At 62.5% G+C, this 23,393-nt stretch carries 25 protein-coding genes; 19 read left to right on the forward strand and 6 right to left on the reverse strand.

The genetic code is table 11. The features are described from left to right. Window positions 1-3: 3 nt before the first annotated feature. Both GOEFS_RS07085 and mce1N read left to right on the forward strand, forming a co-directional pair. Complete coding sequence (locus GOEFS_RS07085; RefSeq protein WP_007317215.1) at window positions 4-414, forward strand: hypothetical protein; 411 nt, start codon at window positions 4-6, stop codon at window positions 412-414. Further along, a complete protein-coding gene (gene mce1N, locus GOEFS_RS07090) occupies window positions 411-959 on the forward strand; it encodes a transport-regulating membrane protein Mce1N (RefSeq protein WP_007317216.1) in 549 nt (182 codons plus the stop codon). The genes GOEFS_RS07085 and mce1N overlap by 4 nt, the downstream gene beginning before the upstream one ends. A gap of 106 nt (window positions 960-1,065) precedes the next feature. On the opposite strand, the gene GOEFS_RS07095 is transcribed toward mce1N, so the two are convergent. Further along, window positions 1,066-3,078, reverse strand: coding sequence for an acyl-CoA dehydrogenase family protein (locus GOEFS_RS07095; protein WP_138917924.1), 2,013 nt, complete (start codon window positions 3,076-3,078; stop codon window positions 1,066-1,068). Window positions 3,079-3,273: 195 nt separating this feature from the next. On the opposite strand from GOEFS_RS07095, the gene GOEFS_RS07100 reads away from it, so the two are divergent. From GOEFS_RS07100 to ccsB, 7 genes are read left to right on the forward strand one after another with little or no spacing between them, the layout of a single operon-like run. Beyond that, window positions 3,274-4,170, forward strand: a complete 897-nt coding sequence (locus GOEFS_RS07100; RefSeq protein ID WP_040524684.1) for an SGNH/GDSL hydrolase family protein — start codon at window positions 3,274-3,276, stop codon at window positions 4,168-4,170. Between the two features lie 47 nt (window positions 4,171-4,217). Continuing rightward, window positions 4,218-5,549 carry a glutamate-1-semialdehyde 2,1-aminomutase gene (hemL, locus tag GOEFS_RS07105; RefSeq protein ID WP_007317219.1) on the forward strand — a complete coding sequence of 444 codons (1,332 nt, stop codon included), beginning with the start codon at window positions 4,218-4,220 and terminating at the stop codon, window positions 5,547-5,549. 17 nt (window positions 5,550-5,566) lie between these two features. Then, a complete protein-coding gene (locus tag GOEFS_RS07110; protein ID WP_040524686.1) occupies window positions 5,567-6,175 on the forward strand; it encodes a histidine phosphatase family protein in 609 nt (202 codons plus the stop codon). A gap of 33 nt (window positions 6,176-6,208) precedes the next feature. Beyond that, a complete protein-coding gene (locus GOEFS_RS07115) occupies window positions 6,209-6,793 on the forward strand; it encodes a TlpA family protein disulfide reductase (protein WP_040524674.1) in 585 nt (194 codons plus the stop codon). Then, window positions 6,790-7,575 (forward strand): cytochrome c biogenesis CcdA family protein, encoded by a 786-nt coding sequence (locus tag GOEFS_RS07120; protein WP_007317222.1) that lies wholly within the window; start codon window positions 6,790-6,792, stop codon window positions 7,573-7,575. The genes GOEFS_RS07115 and GOEFS_RS07120 overlap by 4 nt, the downstream gene beginning before the upstream one ends. Continuing rightward, window positions 7,572-9,188: a cytochrome c biogenesis protein ResB gene (gene resB, locus GOEFS_RS07125; RefSeq protein ID WP_007317223.1), complete on the forward strand. Its 1,617-nt coding sequence runs from the start codon at window positions 7,572-7,574 to the stop codon at window positions 9,186-9,188. Before GOEFS_RS07120 ends, resB begins: the two co-directional genes overlap by 4 nt. Further along, the gene (gene ccsB, locus GOEFS_RS07130) at window positions 9,185-10,225 is read left to right on the forward strand and encodes a c-type cytochrome biogenesis protein CcsB (RefSeq protein ID WP_007317224.1); all 1,041 of its coding nucleotides are present in this window, start codon (window positions 9,185-9,187) and stop codon (window positions 10,223-10,225) included. The genes resB and ccsB overlap by 4 nt, the downstream gene beginning before the upstream one ends. Window positions 10,226-10,370: 145 nt before the next feature. Here the strand turns inward: ccsB and GOEFS_RS07135 are convergent, their stop codons facing one another. Beyond that, the gene (locus tag GOEFS_RS07135; protein WP_306304942.1) at window positions 10,371-10,622 is read right to left on the reverse strand and encodes a hypothetical protein; all 252 of its coding nucleotides are present in this window, start codon (window positions 10,620-10,622) and stop codon (window positions 10,371-10,373) included. A gap of 62 nt (window positions 10,623-10,684) precedes the next feature. Further along, window positions 10,685-10,909, reverse strand: a complete 225-nt coding sequence (locus GOEFS_RS07140) for a BldC family transcriptional regulator (RefSeq protein WP_007317226.1) — start codon at window positions 10,907-10,909, stop codon at window positions 10,685-10,687. Window positions 10,910-11,130: 221 nt separating this feature from the next. On the opposite strand from GOEFS_RS07140, the gene GOEFS_RS07145 reads away from it, so the two are divergent. The 10 genes from GOEFS_RS07145 to GOEFS_RS07190 all read left to right on the forward strand — a co-directional run bounded on the left by GOEFS_RS07145 (window position 11,131) and on the right by GOEFS_RS07190 (window position 20,411). Then, a complete protein-coding gene (locus GOEFS_RS07145; protein WP_007317227.1) occupies window positions 11,131-11,445 on the forward strand; it encodes a DUF4229 domain-containing protein in 315 nt (104 codons plus the stop codon). Then, window positions 11,442-12,557: an L-cysteine desulfhydrase Cds1 gene (gene cds1, locus GOEFS_RS07150; protein ID WP_007317228.1), complete on the forward strand. Its 1,116-nt coding sequence runs from the start codon at window positions 11,442-11,444 to the stop codon at window positions 12,555-12,557. The genes GOEFS_RS07145 and cds1 overlap by 4 nt, the downstream gene beginning before the upstream one ends. Window positions 12,558-12,636: 79 nt before the next feature. Continuing rightward, complete coding sequence (locus tag GOEFS_RS07155; protein ID WP_007317229.1) at window positions 12,637-14,037, forward strand: sulfatase family protein; 1,401 nt, start codon at window positions 12,637-12,639, stop codon at window positions 14,035-14,037. 61 nt (window positions 14,038-14,098) lie between these two features. Continuing rightward, on the forward strand, window positions 14,099-14,947 hold the full coding sequence (locus GOEFS_RS07160; protein WP_007317230.1) for a 3-hydroxybutyryl-CoA dehydrogenase: 849 nt from the start codon (window positions 14,099-14,101) through the stop codon (window positions 14,945-14,947). 89 nt (window positions 14,948-15,036) lie between these two features. Next, window positions 15,037-15,843, forward strand: coding sequence for a Stf0 family sulfotransferase (locus tag GOEFS_RS07165; RefSeq protein ID WP_007317231.1), 807 nt, complete (start codon window positions 15,037-15,039; stop codon window positions 15,841-15,843). Then, entirely contained in the window at window positions 15,840-16,775 is a 936-nt protein-coding gene (gene cysD, locus GOEFS_RS07170) for a sulfate adenylyltransferase subunit CysD (RefSeq protein ID WP_007317232.1), read from the forward strand. The genes GOEFS_RS07165 and cysD overlap by 4 nt, the downstream gene beginning before the upstream one ends. Then, complete coding sequence (gene cysC / locus GOEFS_RS07175; RefSeq protein WP_007317233.1) at window positions 16,775-18,637, forward strand: adenylyl-sulfate kinase; 1,863 nt, start codon at window positions 16,775-16,777, stop codon at window positions 18,635-18,637. Before cysD ends, cysC begins: the two co-directional genes overlap by 1 nt. A 181-nt stretch (window positions 18,638-18,818) precedes the next feature. Then, a complete protein-coding gene (locus GOEFS_RS07180) occupies window positions 18,819-19,265 on the forward strand; it encodes a MarR family winged helix-turn-helix transcriptional regulator (RefSeq protein WP_007317234.1) in 447 nt (148 codons plus the stop codon). Window positions 19,266-19,320: 55 nt separating this feature from the next. Next, entirely contained in the window at window positions 19,321-19,533 is a 213-nt protein-coding gene (locus GOEFS_RS07185) for a hypothetical protein (RefSeq protein ID WP_007317235.1), read from the forward strand. Window positions 19,534-19,559: 26 nt separating this feature from the next. Continuing rightward, entirely contained in the window at window positions 19,560-20,411 is an 852-nt protein-coding gene (locus GOEFS_RS07190) for a Clp protease N-terminal domain-containing protein (protein ID WP_007317236.1), read from the forward strand. Between the two features lie 199 nt (window positions 20,412-20,610). Here GOEFS_RS07190 and GOEFS_RS23205 read toward each other — a convergent pair whose 3' ends face one another. The 3 genes from GOEFS_RS23205 to GOEFS_RS07205 form a co-directional block, all read right to left on the reverse strand. Next, complete coding sequence (locus GOEFS_RS23205; protein ID WP_138917925.1) at window positions 20,611-21,318, reverse strand: hypothetical protein; 708 nt, start codon at window positions 21,316-21,318, stop codon at window positions 20,611-20,613. Continuing rightward, the gene (locus tag GOEFS_RS22805; RefSeq protein WP_170323138.1) at window positions 21,306-22,220 is read right to left on the reverse strand and encodes a C2 family cysteine protease; all 915 of its coding nucleotides are present in this window, start codon (window positions 22,218-22,220) and stop codon (window positions 21,306-21,308) included. The genes GOEFS_RS23205 and GOEFS_RS22805 overlap by 13 nt, the downstream gene beginning before the upstream one ends. 447 nt (window positions 22,221-22,667) lie before the next feature. Next, a complete protein-coding gene (locus GOEFS_RS07205) occupies window positions 22,668-23,282 on the reverse strand; it encodes an MspA family porin (RefSeq protein WP_138917926.1) in 615 nt (204 codons plus the stop codon). Window positions 23,283-23,393 lie beyond the last annotated feature (111 nt).

Consider the following 23,393-nt stretch of genomic DNA (forward strand, 5'->3'; position numbering starts at 1 on the left):
CCGGTGACCGGTGAGCAGGAATTGACTCGACCTCCGCAGGTGCTCTGGGCACTGCGACTCTGGCTGACATCGGGTGCGTTGTTGGTCGCGGTCGGGCTGGTGACAATCATCGTGACCGCCGTGAGGTATGGCGCCGTGTCGGCGATTGGTGTCGGTGCGTTGGAGGTCGCGGTCGGTGTCGGGTATTGCTTCGCGGCGCGCAAACTGGCCATCGCACACGACCTGCGGGTGCGGTCGTCGCTCGCGGTCACCACCTTGGTCGTCGTGGTGCTCCTGTTGATGGCGGCGCTGCTCTCGCACAGCCCGATTTTCGCGGTGCCGCTGGTCATCGCATTGCTGGGATTGTTCGGTTCGCTGCTGGCTTACCGACCCGAGTCCGAGGCATGGTTCGCCGAACAGGACGGCAAGAAGTGACCGATCCCGCCGACGACGACCTGGAACCGGAGCCGACCGACGATACGACCGAAGATGCGGCGGACGACACCCCGGTCGACGCCGGCGAGACCCTGTTCTACGAATCGGGCGGTAGCTGGTGGGTGGTCCTGATCGGGCCGGTATTGGTGGGTGTGGTGCTCGGAATGGAGATCAGCGGGCCGGGTCAGGTGCACTGGTTGGTGCTCGGCATCTTCTTCGTCGTGCTGACCGGATTCTCGTTGCTTCAGGTGTACGCCGCTCGGCAGCACACCAGCGTGCACCTGACCGAGCGGACCCTGCGGCAGGGAACCAAGACCATGAACCTCGACGACATCGCCAAGATCTACCCGGAGAACAACGCGACCGAGCACAAGGACTGGGAGTCCGCGCCGGCCCTCGGTGAGCTATCCGGTGTGCCCCGACGTCGCAAAGGTATTGGCGTGAAGCTGGAGAGCGGCAAGGTCGCTCAGGCCTGGGCACGTGACGGTGACCGCTTCCGGTCAGAACTCACCCAGGCCTGGCAGGCCGTGAAGATGGGCCTGTAGCCCCGCCCCATCCGCAAACCCCACTCGCGGCGACATTCCCGACCCGGTTTCGTGGTCGGGAATGTCCGCGCGGGTCGGGTTTGCGAGTGCCGCGAGTTCCGATCGCCTACCCGTGCTCCAACATCGGCGCCCGCAGCAGCGCCTCGGGAATTCCGAAGGCATCGACCAGGGTGCGCGCATGCGGACGCAGATCCTCGCATAGGTCGTTGACGCCGCGCCGGATCGCCTTGGCCCGTTCCACCGATACGTGACGGTGCATCAGGAACCACGACAGGTCGGCTTCCAGCGCCGAGTAGACGAACAGATCGCAGACCTTGTCCAAAACCTCTGCGGCAGAACGCGAATCGCATTCGGCGATACCAGAGATGAAGGATTCCAACACGATACGTTCCACATGCGCCTGCCCGACCTTGAGTAGGTGGTCCTGGGCGTTGTTGAACACTTCGAAGGGATCGGCGTCGTCCTCGGTCGCCCGACGTAGACGTTGCGCGCAGGTCCTCAGCAGGTGGTCTTCGCGGTTGCGGAACAACCGGATCTGCGTCGCACGCTCGCTCAGCGCGGAATCCTCGGTCTCCTCGTCGGAGTTGTCGAGAATCGTCTGAATCACCTGTCGCACAGCGGTTTTCTCCGCGACGACGTCGCGTGCCATCCCTGCCACGAACCGCACCCAGCCGCCCGCGTTGAGGCCGCGTACATCGTCGCTGTACGCGGACAGCAACTCTTTGCCGACGAGCTGGGTCAGGACCGTGTTGTCGCCTTCGAATGTGGTGAAGACGTCGATGTCGCCGCGAATGATCGGGAGTTGATTCTCGTCCAAATAGCCCGCACCGCCGCATGCTTCCCGGCTGACGTTGATGGCATGGCTCGCGTGCCAGGTGGCATACGCCTTGAGGCCCGCCGCCCAGCCTTCCAGATGCCGTTGACGTTCGGCGTCCTCGTCGGTCAGTTCGGCGATTGACAGGTCGGCGGTCTGCACGTCGTGCAGTTCGGAGGTGAGGTCGTTCTGCGCGAAGGTGATGGCGTACGACTTCGCGATTAGCGGAAGCAGTTTACGCTGATGGGCGCGGTAGTCGAGAATAGTTATCTCGTCTTCTTCGCCCGGCGCGTCGAATTGCTTGCGCAGCAAGGCATATCGCGTCGCCAGCGTCAGGGCCTTGCGGCCCGCGGCGCCGCCCGTCGCGCCGACGCTCACTCGGCCGCGGATCAACGTCCCCAACATGGTGAAGAACCGTCGGTTGATGTTCTCGATAGGTGAGGAGTAGGTGCCGTCGGCTGCGACGTCGCCGTATTTGTTGAGTAGATTCTCCGCCGGGATCCGCACCTGATCGAAACTGATGCGGCCGTTGTCGACGGCGCTCAGGCCGCCCTTGTAGCCGCAGTCGCCGGTGGTGACGCCTGGTAGATCGGCTCCGTTTTCGTCACGAATCGGCACGATGAAGCAATGCACACCGTGGCCCGTTGGTTCCTCGCCCGGTCCGCCGGTGATCAACTGAGCGAAAACCGCTGCGACCCGGGCATGTTCGGCCGCGCCGCCGATGTAATCCTTACGAGCCGATGGCGTAGGCGAGTGGATGACGAATTCGCGGGCCGCCGCGTCGTAGGTTGCCGTTGTCTCCAGCGCTTGGACATTGGAGCCGTGCCCGGTCTCGGTCATCGCGAAACAACCGAGCAGGTCCAGACTGATCAGGTCGGCGACATAACGATCGTGATGGCGTTTGGTGCCAAGATTCTCGACGGCCCCACCGAAGAGGCCCCACTGCACACCGGATTTCACCATCAGCGACAAATCCGCGTAGCCGAGCATTTCGATCGCCGAGATCGATGCCCCGACATCGCCGGTACCGCCGTGTTCGGTGCGGAATCCGGCGGCGGCGAAATTCAATGACGACAGTTCGCGCATTTCCGCCAGGATGTTGGTGCGCGCTTCGGCGAGCGTGCGGGATGGGTCGGGGAGCAGGTCGGCGCGGTCGAGCCCGGCGCGCAAGTCTTCCCGGGTAGCCCGCCAGCGGCCATCGAGCGCGGCGCGAAGACCGTCCTCGATAACGGTGTCGTCGGGGACGGGAGTCTCGTCGGGGGAGATGGTGGTCGAAGGTCCTGCGGAATCTGCGGATGCGGCCATGGCTCTTACGGTACGCAAACGGGACGCGGCCAGGGTGTGACCCCGCCAGGAAAAGTTCAGATCGAGAGAACCTTTCGGGGTTCGCGCTGCGTCCAATTGAGCGGTGTCGTCGTGGCGATTGGAGAAATGGGCACATGTCAAGAGGGGTTTGCATGTTCTCGCGTATCTGATCGTCACCTCGGTACCGTCGGGAACATGCGCAGATGTCAGTTGGTGATACTCGCCACCCTCGCGGTCGTCGTAGCCGGGTGTGCGACCTCGGAGCCCGGTCAACCGTCCTCGTCGACCGCGACGGCACCTTCGACATCGACGCCACCCTCACCGAGTTATGTCCATCTCGGCGACAGTTACGCGGCCGGTTCGGGGGTGCGGCCGTTGGTCGAAGACTCCGACGTGCAATGCCTGCGGTCGCAGCGAAACTTCGGGGAAATCATTGCCGCACAACGGAAATCGCAATATCCAACGTATCTTGACGTCAGCTGTGCCGGGGCGGCGACCAAGGACCTGTACGCCGAGCAGTACCCGGGTATTCCGCCGCAACTCGACGCCGTGGGACCGGCGACCAAACTCGTCACGATGACTCTCGGCGGCAACGACGGCGGCACGTTCGGTACGGCCGTCACCAGTTGTTCGGACCTCGCGGCAGCCGATCCGTCCGGTGCGCCATGCCGCGAACGGTACGGATCCAGATTCACCGACTACCTCACTTCCACGACCGCGCCGGCACTGACAAAGACGCTTACCGCGGTGCGGGCCAAAGCGCCATCGGCCCGGGTAGTCATCGTCGGGTACCCGTGGCTGCTACCGGCCACCGGCGGTTGCTACCCGACGATGCGGATCGCCGCGGGTGACGTGCCCTACCTGCGTGAGGTGCAGCAAACACTCAACACCGTGGTGCAGCGTGCGGCCCGACAGACGGGATCGACCTATGTGAGCATGGCCGCCGCGTCGTCGGGGCATGACGCGTGTGCAGCGCCACAAACCCGATGGATCGAGCCGATGGTCGGGGCCACGACTACCGTTACGCTGCATCCCAACGCCGCCGGGCAGCAGGCGCTGGCGGCCGCGACACTCCGAATGCTGGGGCGTTGACCAGTCCGAATTGGGCCTTGGCAGCTTGATTTGGAACACTGGAGGCCGTGACCCACCCCGCCCCCGCGACCGAGCGATCCGCAGAACTTTTCACTCGCGCCGCAGCGGCTATTCCGGGCGGGGTGAATTCTCCGGTCCGAGCCTTCTCCGCGGTTGGCGGAACGCCTCGGTTCATCACGTCGGCGCGCGGTTGTGAACTCCTCGATGCCGATGGCAATCGCTACGTGGATCTGGTCAGCTCGTGGGGGCCGATGATCCTGGGCCATGCCCATCCCGCGGTCGTCGAGGCGGTGCAGCGTGCGGCATCGACTGGCCTGTCCTTCGGCGCTCCGACCGAGGCCGAGATTGAGTTGGCCGAAGAAATCATCGCGCGTGTCGACCCGGTCGAATGTGTTCGGCTGGTCAACTCGGGCACCGAAGCCACCATGTCAGCGGTACGCCTGGCCCGCGGCTTCACCGGCCGATCCAAGATCATCAAATTCTCCGGTTGCTACCACGGTCACGTCGACGCATTGCTCGCCGATGCCGGGTCGGGCGTGGCGACACTCGGTTTGCCGACGTCGCCGGGAGTCACCGGAGCGGCCGCCCACGACACAATCGTGTTGCCCTACAACGACATTGCGGCCGTCACCGAGGTATTCGAGGAACACAGTGGCGAGATCGCCGCGGTGATCACCGAGGCGGCCGCGGGCAATATGGGTGCCATCGCGCCCGACGTCGGCTTCAATGCCGCGCTGCGCGAGGTAACCGCCCGGGACGGTTCGCTGTTAATCATCGACGAAGTGATGACCGGCTTCCGGGTGAGCCCGGCCGGCTGGTTCGGCCTCGAAGGAGTCAGCGGCGACCTTTATACCTTCGGCAAGGTGATGAGTGGCGGATTGCCCGCCGCGGCTTTCGGTGGCCGGGCCGATGTGATGGCGTCGTTAGCTCCAACCGGTCCGGTCTATCAGGCCGGCACGCTCTCGGGCAACCCGGTCGCGGTCGCCGCCGGACTGGCGACGTTGCGCCACGCCGACGCCGATACCTACCTGACCCTCGACCGCAACGCCGAGCGGATCGGGTCGATGATCGGCGAAGCGCTGACCACCGTCGGCGTCAGCCATCGCGTGCAGTACGCCGGGAACCTGTTCAGCGTCTTCTTCACCGACGAGCCCGAGCAGCAGATTCGTGACTATGCCGGCGTTAAAGCAACGCAGACCTGGCGTTTCGCACCGTTCTTCCACGCATTGCTCGATGCCGGGGTGTACCCGCCGCCGAGTGCTTTCGAGGCATGGTTCGTCTCGGCCGCACTCGACGACGCCGCATTCGAGACACTCGCCACCGCTTTACCGGTCGCAGCGCGGGCCGCGGCCGCCGCCAACCAGGGGGATGACCAGTGACGACGACCATTGTGCACATGATGCGGCACGGCGAAGTGTTCAATCCGGACCAAATCCTCTACGGGCGACTGCCTGGATTCCGCCTCTCCGACCTCGGGCGCGGGCAGGCGCAGAGCGTTGCCGATCTGCTTGCCGACCACGACATCGCCGCGGTTTTCGCATCACCGCTGCAGCGGGCACAGGAGACGGCGACTCCGATCGCGTCGGCACACGGTCTGGAGATCGTGACCAACGACGACCTCATCGAGGCCGACAATGTCTTCGAGGGCCTGCGTGTGTCGGTCGGCGACGGCGCGCTCTCCAAACCGCGGCACTGGGGCAAACTGCGCGACCCGTTCACACCGTCATGGGGTGAGCCGTATATCCAGCTCGCACACCGAATGCTCGCGGCGGCGACGAAAGCGCGCGACGCCGCGCGCGGCCACGAAGTGGTATGCGTATCGCATCAATTGCCGGTGTACACGCTGCGCCGATTCCTCGAAGGAAAACGACTGTGGCATGACCCGCGTCGTCGGCAGTGCTCGCTTGCGTCGTTGACCAGCCTCGTCTACGACGACGACGCGTTGATCGACATCATCTACTCCGAGCCGGCCGGTACCTCGGACCCGTTATCTGTTGGGGCGTGATCGTTTCTCGTGGTTTTGCCTAAACACCTTGCGATGCGTGCGCTGGTACTTGTCGCGCTCGCAGCCGTCGTCGTGGTGCTCGCTACTAGCTGTTCCACCGGCAAAGACGCTGTCGCACAAGGGGATACTTTCCAGTTCGTATCGCCGGGGGGCAAGACCGTAATTACCTACGATGCCGCCGACCGCAAGCCGGTCGCACCGGTGGCGGGCAAAGACTTGTTCACCGACAAGCGGGTCACCCTCGACGACTTCGCGGGCAAAGCGGTCGTGATCAACGTGTGGGGATCATGGTGTGGTCCGTGCCGCGGCGAGGCCGACGCTCTCCAGCGTGTTTACGCGCAAACGAAGGACGCCGGGGTCGCGTTCTTAGGCATCAACTTTCGCGACGACCGATCGTCGGCGAAGGATTTCGTCACCGACCGGAAAATCACCTATCCGTCGCTCTACGACTATCCGGGCGCCACGCTGGCGGCGCTGACCACGCCGACGTCGGTGGTGCCGACGACGGTTGTGCTGGACAAGAAACACCGTCCCGCGGTGGTGTATTTACGGACTGTGTCGGGCGAAGAACTGCGGGCGGCGGTCAATAAGCTTGTCGCCGAACCGGATACGCCATGAGTATTGGTGAAACCTTCGCCAACACGGTGACGTCGGGACCATTGCTGCTCGCGATGGCCGCGTGTGCGCTCGCCGGCCTGCTGTCCTTCGCGTCGCCATGCGTTGTGCCGCTGGTGCCGGGGTACCTGTCCTATCTGGCCGGCGTCGTTGGCGCCGAGGCGCCCGCCGTTACCGTTGACGAGCCAAAGTCCAAGGGGCGGACCAGGGTTGCCGGCGCCGCACTGCTCTTCGTGCTCGGGTTCACCGTGGTCTTCGTGCTGGCGACCGCGACCGTACTCGGCATCACCACCACCTTCATCGTGAATCGTGAACTGCTGCAACGTATCGGCGGCGTGGTCACCATTTTGATGGGCCTCGTTTTTGTCGGATTGGTGCCGATCATGCAGCGCGAGCATCGGTTCGCGCCGCGCCGCATCTCCAACGTCGTCGGGGCGCCGCTGCTCGGCGCTGTTTTCGCGCTCGGCTGGACGCCGTGCCTCGGTCCGACGCTGGCCGCGGTCATCGCGACGGCGAGTGGAACCGAGGGCGCAACCGCGGCCAAGGGAATCGTGCTGATCATGGCCTACTGCCTTGGTCTCGGCATTCCCTTTGTGATCCTTGCTTTCTCGTCGGCCTGGGCGCTTCGTTCGCTTGGCTGGCTGCGTCGGCATGCGCGTGCCATCCAAGTATTCGGCGGAGTGATGCTCGTGGCGGTCGGCGTCGCGCTGATCACCGGTATGTGGGACCAGTTCATCATGTGGGTGCGTGACGCTTTCATCACTGACACGGAGTTACCGGTTTGAGTACGAATATCACCGCGCCGCATTGGGGCAAGCGGTATGTGCTCTGGCCGCTGCGTAATCTCTGGCGGTCGCTGACCTCGATGCGTACCGCGCTGGCGCTGCTGTTCCTGTTGGCACTGGCCGCGATCCCCGGTGCGTTGTTGCCGCAGCGTCCGCTCAACGAGCAGAAGACCCAAAGCTATATCGACGCGCATGGCCGGCTCGGCGAGCTGATGGATCGCCTGCAACTGTTCGATGTTTTCGCGAGTGCGTGGTTCACCGCGATCTACGTGTTGCTATTCGTCTCACTCGTCGGCTGCCTGACCCCCCGTCTCATCGAACATTTTCAGGCGCTGCGGGCCAAACCCGTTGCCGCGCCGCGCAATTTGTCCCGCATGCCTCGACATCGCATATTCGAAGTCGATGGCGCTCCCGAGCAGATCGCCGAGCGGATCAATGTCAATCTGCGTGGCTGGCGCCGCGAGGTGGTGGTCCGCGAAGCCACCAAGGCTCATCCGGACGGCGTGGTCGAGGTGTCTGCCGAGAAGGGCTATCTGCGCGAGTTCGGCAACCTCGTATTTCACTTCGCGTTACTCGCATTGCTGGTGTCCATCGCGGTCGGCAAGTTGTACGGCTACGAGGGGACGCGTTCGCTGGTAGCCGATGGTGATCAGGGATTGTGCAATACCTCGACCGCGGTATACGACTCCTTCCGTGGCGGCAGCATGGTCGACGGAACGGACTTGGCGCCCTTCTGTATTCGCATCGACGACTTCACCGCGACCTTCCTGCCCAACGGTCAGCCCGATATGTACACCGCGAAGGTCGCGCACACCGAAGACCTCAGCGCGGATCCGTCGTCGTGGAATGACTCGACCGTACGAGTGAACGAGCCACTGCGGCTGGCCGGTGATCGTGTGTACGTGCTCGGCAACGGTTACGCGCCGACCTTCACGGTGACCTTTCCCAACGGCGAGAAACGAACGCAGACAGTACCTTTCATCCCCGATCAGATGACGACGATGCTGTCGTCGGGAGCGGTGCGATTCGATACCCCGGGCGGCATGTACCCCGACCAGAAGATTCGCAACCAGAATCAGATCGCGCTCGAAGGACTGTTCGCGCCGACAGCGTCGTTCGATGGCACACTGCTGATGTCGTCGTCGCCGGTCGCCAAGAATCCATACGTCGCGATCCGGATCTACAAGGGAAACACCGGACTCGATAGCGGCGCACCACAGAATGTGTACTCGCTGGATCCGATCATGATGCACAACGGTCAGTTGAAACGGCAGGCTCAAGCGAACCTGGGCGTTGGGCAATCGTCGGAACTGCCCGATGGCACCAAGGTGAGCTTCGACGGCTACCGGCGCTGGGTGTCGGTGCAGGTTTCCCATGATCCGGCGCAGACCTGGGTACTGGTGTCGGCGGTCGCGATGCTTGCCGGACTGGTCGTCTCGCTGTTGATTCGACGTCGGCGGATCTGGGCGCGGCTGGTACCGGTGACTACCGCCGACGGCGAACAACGACGTACTGTAGTAGAGATTGCCGGGTTGGCCCGCACGGATCAGGCCGGCTGGGGCGAGGGATTCGAGAAACAGGCAGCCGACCTGGTAGGAGTGCAGGACGAATGAACACCGAGATGATCCAGATCGCGTCGGGTGAAGTGACCGTGCATATCGACGAGAACCTGTCCCGATATTCGGATCTGCTGTACACCACCGCGATCACCATCTACGTGCTCGCGATGTTCATGTTCCTGGTATCGCTGGCCACCGCGCGTAGTCGCAAGGTGGTCGACGCCGGCGTCTCGGTGAAGAAACTGGTCGGCGTTGGTGCGTCGGGCGGATCGGCGACAGTCGATGACCGCGCGCCGGGCCGGGTCGAGCAGGCGCCGGTCCGCACATTCGGCGACCGGCTCGGCGATATGGCGTACCCGGTCGTGATCGTCGGCGCGCTGGCCCATATCGCGTCGATTGTGCTGCGCGGTGTCGCGACCGATCGCGCGCCGTGGGGCAATATGTACGAGTTCATCTCGCTGACCTGTGTGGCCTGCGTGGTCGCCGGCATCGTCGTGCTGCGTAAGCCGGACTATCGTCCGCTGCTGTCATTCGTGTTGTTGCCGGTGGTGCTGTTCATGTTCATCGGCGGCAAATGGCTCTACACACAGGCTGCTCCGGTGGTGCCGGCGCTGAAGTCGTATTGGCTGGCGATCCACGTGTCGATCATCTCGATCAGTTCGGGTGTCCTGCTGGTTTCCGGCGTCGCGAGCCTGCTGTATCTGGCGAAGATGCGTTGGGGAGGCAGCGACTCGGCGTCGACCCGCAACGTCCTGAGGCGGATCGTCGACCATATCCCGTCGGCGCAGGCCCTCGACCGGGTCGCCTATAAGGCCGTGGTCTTCGGCTTCCCGCTATTTGGGCTCGGTGTTATCTGCGGTGCCATCTGGGCGGAGTCGGCGTGGGGCCGGTATTGGGGCTGGGACCCGAAGGAAACGGTGTCGTTCATCGCCTGGGTGATTTACGCCGCGTATCTGCATGCCCGCGCAACCGCGGGTTGGCGCAGCCGTGCGGCCGCGTGGATCAACGTCGCAGCCTTCGCCACCCTCGTCTTCAACCTGTTCGCGATCAACCTGGTCGTCTCGGGCCTGCATTCATACGCTGGGCTGTAGGCGGCGGGAGTGCGGCGAGGCTCTCGGTATTCGTTGGCGACGGCCCTGATCTGCCGGTTACTGACGCGGATATCGTAGTGGTCGGACATCGCTCCGTGTATTGCTTCCACATGCCGCCACCAGCGAACTTCGTAGGTGGATACCTCTACGCCGAGTCGTCTCCGCGCTTTTCGCGGCGGTCCAGCTCAAAGAGGAACTGAGGGTCGTCGTCGGGACCGATCGGGGGCGGGGTTCGACGAGAATCGGCTGATCGGCTCGAGTGGTCGTCGTTGGCGACGGGGCCGAACGCGCGCCACAGCAGATAGGCGATGGCGCAGAGTCCGACGAATGTCAGTGCGAAATACACGGCAACCTCCTCGTGGATCTTCACAATACGAAGACCTCCGGTGACACCCACGATACGTGAGTGTGAACCGGAAGCGTGAGGTTCCGCGCTGTGTCAGGCGGCGATCGGAATGGTCAGTTGACCCGACGGTTGAGAAGTTCGACGACGTCGGCCTCACGGAAGCGGCGATGTCCACCGGGGGTGCGGATGGAGCCCAGCAGGCCCGAACTGGCCCAGCGCGCGACAGTCTTCGGATTGACATTGAACATCGAGGCGACCTGTCCGGGGGTCAGCGTGTGCTGGCTGGCCAGTTTGGGTGTGATGGTGGCAGGTGCGATGGCGGCGTCGGCGATAGTCACGATGCGGGCCCCTTCTGGGTCGGTGAATGGTTAATGTTCCCGTTCGGTCCGAACGGCAAGTGGGTCACTTGTTGTCCGAACCGACCGTATTAAGCAATACACGCTGCACCCCTGGTTACTCGAACAGTCAGTAACAAGTAAAGAAACAGTAAAAAACGGACGATCCGTACTTGTTACCTAGGCGAAGCGGTCTGACGTGCGCGAACACGTAGACTGGACCCGTGAGTAGCGCGAAAACTGTCTCAGACGAGCCCGCCCCCAGTGTTGCGACGATGATCGGTTCGCTCGTCCTGTACACACTCGCGCGGATCGCCCTGGTGATTGTCATCGCAACCGTGATCTTCTTTGTCGGCAGGATCTTTGTCGAAGTTCCGGTGATCGTCGCCGCGATGTTCGGCATTCTTATCGCCCTGCCCTTGGGAATGTTCTTGTTCAAACCGCTGCGTCTGCGCGTGAATGCCCAGGTGGCCGCCATCGATGCCGATCGTCAGAAACGTCGCGACGAGTTGCAGTCCCGGCTGCGCGGCAGCAAGTGACCGACGTCGACCGCCGGCGCGACCGCGGCTGGTCGGAGAACGCGGTGCGTCTTATCGACGCCGATGCCCGGCGCAGCGCCGATACCCACCTGTTGCGTTTTCCGCTGCCGGATTGGTCGCATTGGGTTGACGACGGCGGTCGCACCGTCGGCGTCGACCTATATCTGAAAGACGAGTCAACCCACCCGACGGGTTCGTTGAAGCATCGCCTGGCTCGTTCGCTGTTCTTGTACGCGTTATGCAACGGCTGGATCAGTGAAGGCACCACCGTTATCGAGGCGTCATCGGGATCGACCGCCGTTTCCGAAGCGTATTTCGCGAAGCTGATCGGGGTGCCCTTTGTGGCGGTGATGTCGTCGAGCACCTCGCGTTCTAAGACGGCGCTGATCGAAAGACAAGGTGGCCGTTGCCATTTCGTCGACAATCCCGCTGATGTATACGCTGTCGCCGCCGACCTCGCCCGACAGACGGGTGGACATTTCATCGATCAGTTCACGATGGCCGAACGGGCGACCGACTGGCGCGGCAACAACAACATCGCCGAATCGATCTTCGCCCAGTTGGAGCAGGAACAGTATCCGGTGCCCACGTGGATCGTCGTCGGTGCCGGAACCGGTGGCACGTCGGCGACTCTCGGCCGGTATCTGCGTTATCGTCGCCACCCGTCGTGGTTATGCGTCGTCGATCCGGAGAATTCGGTGTTCTTACCCGCCTACGAGACCGGCGATGGTCAGATCACCGGGACCAAAGGTTCGCGGATCGAGGGCATCGGCCGGCCGCGCGTCGAGCCCTCTTTTGTTTCACAGGTCATCGACCGGATGATCGGTGTCCCCGACGCCGCCTCGATAGCGGCGATGCGCGCGGCGTCGGATGTGTTGGGGCGCAGGGTCGGAGCCTCGACGGGCACCAATATGTGGGGCGCCCTCACCGTCGTCGGAGAAATGGTCGCCCAGCGCCGACCGGGCAGCGTCGTCACTTTGCTATGCGACTCCGGCGATCGGTACGCGGACACCTATTACGACGATGCCTGGCTCGCCAACGCCGGCCTGGATCTGGCCGAACCGTCGGCCGCGTTTTCGACGATGTGGGAAACCGGCCGGTTTCAATCGTGATGAGTAAAACCCGTGGCCGCGGTCGTCGCGGCGTATTACGTTCGCGCGTAATCGTTTATTTGAGGAGTGCCCAGCGCCGATGAGTTCACCCGCAGGCAACAACGTCGTCTTGGTTCATTGGCATGATCTGGGACGTCACCTCGAACTGTACGGCGCGTCGGGTGCTGTTAGTCCTAACCTGGAAGCACTTGCCGCGCAAGGCTTTTTATTCGCCAACGCGCACGCGGCGTCGCCGTTGTGTTCGCCGTCGCGCGGTGCGTTGCTAACCGGTCGCTACCCGCATGACAACGGGATCGTCGGTCTGGCACACCACGGCTTCGGCTATCGCGACGGTGTGCAGACCTTGCCCGCGATACTGCGCGATGCCGGCTGGCGTACCTCGCTGATCGGGATGCAGCATGAGTCGACCGCGCCGGGCACCCTCGGCTACGACGACGTCGATGTCGCCGATTCGGACTGCGACTACGTGGTCGACCGCGCAGTCGAATGGCTCGACGCCCGGGCGGCCGAACGTGCCGCCGGACAAGGTCGGCCCTTCCTGCTCAACGCCGGCTTCTTCGAGGTTCACCGGCCGTATCCGGCTGATCGCTACCCGCCCGGCGATCCCGATTCGTTCGATGTCCCGTCCTATTTGCCCGATACCCCCGAAGTGCGAGGTGATTTGGCGTCGTTCCACAGTTCGATCAACGTCGCTGATGCCGCGACCGGACGTCTCGTCGATCACATCGATGCCACCGGGTTCGGTGAAAACACCTGGATTGTGTTCTTCACCGACCACGGGGAAGCCTTTCCGGGGGCGAAGTCCACGTTGTACGCACGCGGTACCGGCATCTCCTTCATCGTGCGACCGCCGACATCCCTGCGCGTCGCGCCGGGTGCCTACGACGGCCTGTTCTCCGGGGTCGACCTGGTGCCGACGATTCTCGACGCGCTGGGCGTCGACATCCCCGCACAGGTTCAGGGCCTCTCGCACGCCGCGGTGCTGATTGGCGAGGTAGTGAACACACCGGTCCGTGAGGTGGTCTTCACCGAAAAGGACTACCACGACTCCTACGATCCGATTCGTGCCGTGCGCACCGAGCACTACAGCTATATCGAAAACTTCGCGCCGCGTGCCGCGCTGGAGTTGCCGCTCGATATCGCTGACAGCGAGTCGGGGCGCGCCCTCGACGACGCGCACACCCGGCCGCGGCCAGCGGTCGAGCTGTATGCACTGGCCGACGATCCCGACGAACAGAACAATCTCGCCGACGATCCGGTGTACGCCCAGGTGCGGGCCGAATTGGCCAGACGACTCGATAGCTGGCGTACCGCGACCGGCGATATTGTCGCCTCTGACGAGCAGGGAACCGCGCGAGCCGAGGCATTTATGGCGAGTTATCGCGCGAAATTGGCCGAGCGCGCCGACACGATTCCGCGTTCGCCGCGTGGGGCGGACCGCGACTACGTCGATGCGAGTGTGACCACAAGCGCCCAGTAGACTCGGGATCGTCGCGATGCCGCTGAGACATCGCGTTTCGGCGATTGTTTGGAGACTTGTTGTGAAGTTGATCGGAGTAATTGGTGGCGGCACGATGGGTGCCGGTATCGCCGAGGTATGCGCTAAGGCCGGTAGTGAGGTGCTGGTCCTGGAGACCAAGCAGGAATTCGCCGACGCGGCGAGCGAGCGCATCGCGAAGTCGATCTCCCGCGGTGTGGCGAAGGGCAAGATTTCGCAGGCCGACGCCGATGCCGCCGTGGCGCGAGTTCGGGTGACGCTGGATATCGAAGAATTCGCCGACCGCGACCTGGTCATCGAGGCCGCTCCGGAGATTGAATCGCTCAAGGCCGAGATCTTCGGCAAACTCGACACGATCGTGAAGCCGGAGGCGATTCTGGCGACCAATACCTCGTCGATCCCGGTGATCAAAGTCGCTGGGGCGACGCAGAATCCGGCTCGGGTGGTCGGCGTGCATTTCTTCAACCCGGTGCCGGTGATGCCGTTGGTCGAGATCATCTCGACGCTGCTGACGGCCCCGGAGACCGCGGCGGCGGTGACCGACTACGTGGCCGGCACCCTGGGCAAGACCCCGGTGCAGGCGGGCGATCAGTCCGGCTTCATCGTCAACGCGCTGCTGATTCCGTATCTGTGCCAAGCGGTCCGGATGCTCGATTCGGGTTATGCCTCGAAGGAAGATATCGATGCGGCGATGAAGGGTGGCTGCGGGTATCCGATGGGACCGTTGACGCTACTCGACACCGTTGGCCTGGATATCGCACTGGCAGCGGCCGAATCTCTCTACGCGGAGTTCGCTGAACCTCACTACGCGCCGCCACCGCGCCTGCGCCGCATGGTCGAGGCCGGACTGCTTGGTCGCAAGAGTGGTCGCGGTTTCTACGACTACAGCTGATCTGATGCGCTGTCAATAAATACGCGATGTGTGATTCCCAAGGCCGCACAACTGGGCGATAAACCGCTGGCGCGCTTAGGATTTTCGCCATGCCAGTGTCATCTGGGGCGTCCCCGCGCTCGTATCTTGTCTGCGCCTCGCAACGCAGCGGCTCCACCTTGCTGGTGGAGTCGTTGCGGTCCACCGGCGTCGCCGGCCATCCGCAAGAATTCTTCCAATACTTACCGGAGACGTCGCTCGCGCCGCAGCCGAGTGATTGGTTCGTGGGCGTCGATGACAAATCGATTTTGGGCCTGCTCGCGCCCGACCGGCCCGGGGTGCCGACTACCGAGACCGCCGATGAGTGGCGTGCCCGGATCTTGCGTGACGGCAGCACCGAGAACGGGGTATGGGGCGGGAAGATCATGTGGAATCAGATCCCGCTGATCGTTGACCGCGCCGCCGGGCTGACCGATCGTCGGGGGAGTGATGTCCATTCGGCGCTCGGCGACATCGTGGGCGATGTGCTCTACATCAAAGTGACGCGGGAAGACGTTGTCTCACAGGCGGTTTCGTTTTGGCGAGCGGTACAGACCAATACCTGGCAGGGTAAAGCGCACGCGGGCGACGCCGTCGCGCAGTACCACCAGGGCGGCATCGCGCATCTGGTGCGGCTGCTGCAGGAGCAGGAACGTGGCTGGCGAACCTATTTCGCCGACCACGGGATCGTGCCGGTCGAGGTGACCTATGCCGACCTGGCGGCCAATACGTCCGCCGTTCTCGGTCGGGTTCTCGACGCTATCGGTCTGGACACCGAGGTGCCACCACCGGCACTGAAGCGGCAGGCGGACCGGCGGTCGGACGAATGGGTCGAGCGTTTCCGAGAAAGTGCCGACGGGCAGGAGTTACTCGTATGACCGCGCCAGCTAATGCGCACACCGATCCGTTTCACGTCGATGAGTTGCGTATCCTCGAAGCCGAGGCAGTGCACATCATCCGGGAAGTAGTCGCCGAATTGGAACGGCCCGTGCTGCTGTTCTCCGCCGGCAAGGACTCGATAGTCCTGCTTCGCTTGGCGGAGAAGGCCTTTGGGGACGGGCAGAAACTTCCCTTCCCGGTGCTGCATGTCGATACCGGGCACAACTTTCCCGAAGTCATCGAGTTCCGTGATCGTCGGACCACGTCGCACGGCCACCAGCTGATCGTCGCTAAGGTGCAGGACGCGATCGACGATGGGCGCGTTGTCGAAGAAGGAGGTCCCAACGCGTCGCGAAATCGGTTGCAGACCAGGACATTGCTCGACGCGCTGGACGCGGGAGGCTTCGACGCGGCGTTCGGTGGTGCTCGACGGGATGAGGAACGTGCCCGCGCCAAGGAACGCGTGCTGAGCTTCCGCGACGAATTCGGTCAGTGGGATCCTCGTGCGCAGCGACCCGAACCGTGGTCGCTCTACAACGGGCGGATCCGTCGAGGTGAGCAGGTCCGGGTATTCCCGCTGTCGAATTGGACCGAGCTGGATATCTGGCGCTATGTCGAACTCGAAGGGCTTGAACTGCCGCCGATCTATTTCGCACACGAGCGCGACGTGTTCGAACGCGACGGAATCCTGCTTACCCCTTCGGAATTTACCTCGCCCGGCGACGACGAGCTTGTCGCACGTGAATGGATTCGGTACCGCACCGTCGGTGATCTCACAATCACCGGAGCGGTCCGGTCGCGCGCGACCGATCTGGCCGGAGTGATTGAAGAAGTTTCTGCGGCAACGGTTTCCGAGCGCGGGGCTACTCGCGCCGACGACCGGACGTCGGCTGCCGCGATGGAAGACCGCAAACGTGAAGGATACTTCTGATGACGCGCCAACTCCTTCGGCTGGCGACAGCCGGGTCGGTCGACGACGGCAAAAGCACGCTCATTGGCCGCCTGCTGTTCGACACCGACAGTCTGCCGTCGGATCACCTGGAGTCGGTGGTCGATGCCGCGGGCGTACCTGATCTCGCCGCGCTGTCGGACGGATTACGCGCCGAGCGTGAGCAGGGCATCACGATTGACGTCGCCTATCGCTTCTTTTCCACCCCGACGCGGAGCTATATTCTCGCCGACACCCCGGGCCATGAGCGGTACACGCGCAACATGTTCACCGGCGCGTCGAACGCGCATGTGGCCGTCTTGCTGGTTGACGCCCGGGCCGGGGTGGTGCGCCAGACGCGCCGCCATACCCGGATCGCGTCTTTGCTCGGGGTGAAACACCTTGTGGCAGCGGTCAATAAGATCGATCTGGTCGATTATGACGAGAATCGCCTACGCGAAGTCGAGCAGGAGCTAGTGGTCTTGGCCGAGCGGCTCGGCGTTAAAGATCTGGTGGTCGTTCCGCTAGCCGCCAAGGATGGCGACAATGTGGTGCACAGGTCGCCGAATACGCCGTGGTACACCGGACCGACTTTGCTGGAGTATCTGGAGAGTATCGAATTATCCGCTCCCGCAGCGACTCCCGAGGATCTGCGATTGCCGATCCAGTGGGTGTCGCGGCCGGATGCATCGACACGGCGGCGCTACACGGGGCGATTGTCGGCTGGCACGTTGCGTGTCGGCGACACGGTGACCGCGCTGCCGTCGGGTTCAACGTCGACGATCACCGCACTCGACACCCTGGATCCCGAACGGGACATAGCCGTTGCGCCGCTGTCGGTTTCGGTGGAACTCGCCGACGACATCGACGTCGCACGAGGGGACGTGCTGGTCAGTGGAGCGGCGTCCGAGGGTGAGGATTCGCTCGATCATCACCCGGTACTGGCCCGCGAATTGGAGGCGACGATCTGCTGGTTCGCCGATACTCCGTTGCGGGCGGGTGATCGGATCGCGGTCAAACACACGACTCGCACCGTGCGCGGCACCGTCGGCGAGTTGGTTTCGAAACTGGACCCGGAAACCCTGAACTCCGATGAGTACCCAGTTGAATTGGCGCTCAACGACATTGGCGTTGTGACGCTGCGGACCAGTTCGGTGGTCGTCGCCGATCCCTACGGAGACAATCGCGATGGCGGTTCATTCATTCTCATCGACGAGAACTCGAATGAAACCGTCGGTGCCGGAACGATTCTCACCGCGCGAGTGGTCAAGGCAGGTGAACGGGTTCGCACCGATATCCGCTGGCATCCGTCGTCGCTCGATCGCGGGCATCGGTGGACGTCGGTCGGTCAGCGTGGTGCCACGGTCTGGCTCACCGGGCTGCCGGCGTCGGGAAAGTCGACGGTTGCCGTCGCGCTGGAGCGAGCTCTGGTCGAATCCGGCCGTGCCGCTTACCTTCTCGACGGCGATAACGTGCGGCACGGGCTCTCCGACGACCTGGGGTTCTCCCCGGGGGATCGTGCCGAGAACGTGCGACGCGTTGGTCACCTGACCCGGCTATTCGCCGACTCCGGCCTTGTCGCGATCGCATCGCTTGTCTCGCCACTGGAATCGGATCGGGAGATCGCCCGGACTCTCAACAAGGCCGCCGAGCTGCCGTTCATCGAGATTCACATCTCGACTCCCGTCGAGGAATGCGCGCGCCGAGATCCCAAGGGCCTCTATGCCAAAGCGAAAGCGGGTGAGCTCACCGGGCTCACCGGGTGGGATGCGCCGTACGAGACGCCGCAGAACCCGGACTTGGCAGTCGATACAACCGGTGCCGACATCGACGAGATCGTTAAACAGATCTTGGCGCTGCTCTAGCGTCGTTGGCGTTAGGGGCGGACCGACGTCGGCGTTAGGTCGTCGTCAGCGGCCCGGCGTCGCGCCCTCCCAAAATTCTGGATTTTAGTTCTGGGCCGAGGGCAACTTGCCCTTGCGCACCGGGTTATGTCCAGAATTTTGGGAGTAGGGGGCACTGGCGCGGGGCGAATACACTCGGCGCATGTCCGCCAAACCGCTCGACGCCGCCGATCTCGACACCGAAGCTGTTGCCGAAGCACTGTATTCGTTGTTGTCGAATCTGTTGCGTCATCAACCGCGCGAGATCAGCATGACCGCCACCTCGACTTTGTCGACGCTGCGGCATAGCGGTCCGCGACGGATCACCGCGCTTGCCGCGGCGCAGAAGGTTACTCAGCCGTCGATGACGGTGTTGATCGGAACGTTGGAGCGCGACGGACTGGTGTCCCGGCGCCCCGATCCTGACGACGGGCGAGCGGCACTCATCGAACTCACCGAGCAGGGCCACGAGTTCATTGCCCGACGTCGTGCGGACTACGCCCGGGGTGTCGGTGAGTATCTGGCGAAACTTCCGCCCGAGCGACAGGCCGAGATCGCTGCGGCCGTACCCGCGTTGCGCCTGCTCGACGACGTGATTGGCCACGGCTAGAGGAACTTCGTCAATTATTCTTGACATACTGTCGGTGTCAACATAACCTGACGTTGTGCATGAAACCGAGAACGCAGCCGCCAGCCAAGATCCCGACGAGGGGTTGGCCGCGGTACGCGCCCTGCGAACACTTGCCGACCGACTCGAAGACGTACATGTCGCCAGCGCCCGCGCTGAGGGTTGGAGTTGGCAGGCGATCGCCGACGTATTGCAAGTCAGTCGGCAGGCCGTGCACCAAAAACATTCACAACGCGACGCCCAGGGCTAACCCCCGGGCAGAACAGGAGAACGACCATGCTTGGCCGACTCACTCGCGAAGGCAAGATGATCCTGACCTTCGCAACACAAGAAGCCGCCGACCTGTCGCACCCACGACTCGGCGCAGACCATCTCGTACTGGGCATGCTGTGCAATGCCCGCAGTCCGCTATTCGCCCTGCTTGGCGAGAACGGCCTGACATTGGCTGGTGCCCGCGAGGTCGTAAAGACCTATCACGACGGGCATCCCGACGACTCCGCGGACAAGACTGCCGAGGAGCGATATGAGGAAGATCGAAATGCCTTGCGCGGCATTGGCATTGACCTCGACAAGATTCGCGAAGCGGTCAGTGATCGCTTCGGCGACGACCTGGCCTTCGGCTGGGGAGAACGCGGCGACCGTGGCGGACGCGGCCGAGGTCGTGGCCGAGGTCGGGACTGCGGCCCGCGCGGTGACGGCGACTGGGGTCCCCGTGGCCGCGGTCGGGGACATCGCGGACATCCAGGTCACCCGGGACATCCAGGAGGTCCGGAAGGCCGATTTGGTCCGGAGGGGCCATTCGGACCCGAAGGTCCTTTTGGAGCCGACGGCCCCTTCGGCCCGGAAGGTCCATTTGGTCCCGAGGGGCCCTGGGCGCAGGGTCGTGGACGTCGGGGGCCGCGTGGTCGAGGCAATCGACCGCGGTTCAGCGTGCCGGCACGCGATGCGCTCGCGGCGGCGGTTCAGATCGCTCGCGAGGCCGACGATGATCGGCTCCGTCCGGAGCATCTGCTGCTCGGCATTATCGCCATCGAAGACCCGGCGTCGTTGGCTGTGTTGCAGTCAGGTACTGCCAGCGTCGAAGAGCTAAAGGCAGCCGTCGAGACATCTTTGTCGCAGACCGCATAGCCCCAGTAGACGAAATGCTCGGCCCGGTACTAGCCGGCCGAGCATTTCGTCGTCGGGTTGCGTGGTCTCGACACACCCGGCTCGGCTGGCGGGGGGCGTTTCTACTTGGTTTAGCCGCTGTTATCGGTGGTCATGTCGTCGGGCCAACCGCGGTCGCCGGTCTCGATTAGTGGTCCAAGACGTGCAATCGTGGCCATAGTTAGCTGAACGCGATACTGGTGGTTCCATATACGACACCGACTTTGTCTTGCTCAGAATTCACGATATGAATGTCTTTGATTGAAATTCTATAGTCATTATTGAAAGAAATTGAGTCACCCACTCGAGCCGGGCCGGACCATTCCAAGGGTGCGCCGCGTGTTTTTGTTATCAAGCTGATCCCCACCGCGTTGGCGATGTTGGATCTCGTTGCTTGGATTGAAGTCGGGCCCACTTCTAGCGCTCCGGAATTACCGATGTTTACCTTGACAACCTTTTTGATCATGGGTGCCCTGGAAGTTCCCAACGAGAGACGCGGTGGGGAGATGGTCAAATTAATTCCTAGCTTTAGGATACCTGAGCCGTCTGGCGGTGACTGTAGCGCGAGGGTTACTCCGCGTATTGAGCCCGAAGGTTCCCCCGAATATACCGGAGCTGAGATAAAGTCCCCGCCGGGATACGACACGCTAATTACGGCACCGCGACCGTCTGCTGACAGACTATTGACGTGTAACGTGCCGCCTTTAGCTGATCCCGAGGAAAGCGTGAGCTTATCGCCGATTTTTAATCTTGATACCTGGTACTTCACGGTATCTAAATCGAAGGAACGTGCACTATCATCGGTGTTTCCGCATGCGGATATTTCCACTAATAAGAATGCTGTAACAGCGAGGATTGCCGAGACGCGGCCGAATTTCATTTTACGCATGTCATCTCGCCAATTGGTGCAGAGATCGCTGCATCATTGAAGTAAAGGGGGATCTTGTCTTTGGGTATCCAGAATTGGTCACCAGTATCAACAATCGATCCGTTGTGTGTGTAACTTCCGTTACCCCAAGGATTTGCTACCCATATTCCATCGGCCTGGACGTTGGTCACTGTGTATGCGTGATGTGGAACGATCTGAAAGTCGAGACCGCGACTGATTCCACTTGGGGTCGATATGGCAGTGGTGATTGGATTGTAATCTTTCTTGTCGGTGGTTTCGATGACTATGGATGTTCCGTTAGCAATTGAAGCGTTAGTCCGATTTGGATCGCTGGTAAGTTCGTTCATCATTTCCCAACCCTTAACTGTCTTACTTTTATGATTGGTAATGTCGTACTGGGAGTTGAAGGCGAAATCGCCGCAAGAAATTCGCTCTCCTTTATACTGTAGCATTGCAGCCTCGATGACTGAGGCTATATTCTGATCTCCATTGTTACTGCGGACGCCTTCGGAGATGACCTTATCGACATGAATCTTGCGGCACTCGCCATTCACTGAAAGACGGACATCGTACCCGTTCCCCGAGGGGGTCACCATCTTCTTCAACCCAGCTCTACCGGCGGGGCTGAGTTCGAATCCTTTTATTGCAGAAACGAGCCAGCAATCACCCACTTGACCTTGCTTAATATCGTACGCGTTGGTTAGAGCGCGATTGGTTATGCCCGGACTAACGGGCGTCATCCTTCCATTCGGTATTTGGCAGTCGCCACCATTTGGGCTCAAGGTATTGCCCCGAGTGCTTTGCTTGTCGCGAATCAATGCCGCGCCATCCGGTCGCATCGCGGCGCGGCCGTTTTTCGATGTGGGGTGAGTGAGTGCTGCTGACGAGGAAGCAGGCGGCACTGAGGGACCCCGTCCAGGTGCCCGGACGATGGGTGTTTTGCCTGGGGTGGGGATGTCGGTGGGGGCGTGGACTCCCATGTTGGGTCCGGGGCCGGGTGTTGCTGATGTAGTGCCAGGCAGTGTTGCGGGTGGTGCGGTGCTGGGGGTGGTGGGTGTGGTGGTTTGTGGGTCGTGGCAGGTGTAGGGCACTGGTGGTGCGGGCGCATCGGAGATGGTTTTGCCTGGGTGTGCGGCTACCCATGATTGTTTCCATGCGGAGTTGTAGGTGTTCGTTTCCCGCGCGCAGCGTTCGGCGGGTGTTTCCGCTGATGCGGTGGGTAGCGCCACGACGGCTGCAACAAGTGCAATGCCAAGGGCGAGGACGGCAATCGTACGGGCGATCAGCCCAGTTAGGCGGCGTCTACTGACTCTTGAGTGTGTCATTTTCTGTTGTCCCCCTGGTTTGGTTTAGAGCCACATGCGGGCTGAGTAGACGGTGGTGGTGTCGTCAGAGGTTTTGGTGGACACCGAGAATCGGGCGATTACCCGCACGGTGGTCGGTCCTACACATCCGTCGACGGAGACGCGGATGCGTTTGGCTCTGATGGAGGCGTGGTCGGTTTGGAGGGTCTTTTTGCCGAGGCTGAATTCGCTGATCTTGCCGGGGGCGAGTTTGGAGGTGACGCTGGGCGAGACTGAGGCGCTTCCGCCGACGCTGAGGCTGGGTATGCCGCTGATGTTGACGCTGGCATTTGGCCCAATCGAGGTCGCCAAGCCGAGGGTGGCGCCGTCGGACACGTCGACTTGGCAGCCGATCACTAGAACCTGTTCGAGGATTGCTGATTGGACGTCTTCGCGACCGGCGCCGGTGATGGTGCCTTTCACCCGGGAGGACACCCACCCTTCGCGGGAGGCGAAACTGTTGGCCACATTCGACATCGGGTTGACCACCAACTCCGACGCACGCAGATCAATCTTCCACCCGTCATCGGTGACCAGATGGTCATGCTTCGATGCTAACGGTGCGGGAGTGGCTGACGCGGTCGCCGCTAACCCTGACGCTAGGAGAAGCGCCGCTGCCATGGTGGCAGCGATCCCCCCAAACCGATGAAACATTGTGAACCCCCCATGCGCTTATCCGGCAGCCAGATGTGGATGTCGAATATTGAATCAAGTAAGGCAAGTAAAGCATGT

The organism is Gordonia effusa NBRC 100432 (assembly GCF_000241305.1).
Classification (GTDB): Bacteria; Actinomycetota; Actinomycetes; order Mycobacteriales; family Mycobacteriaceae; genus Gordonia; species Gordonia effusa.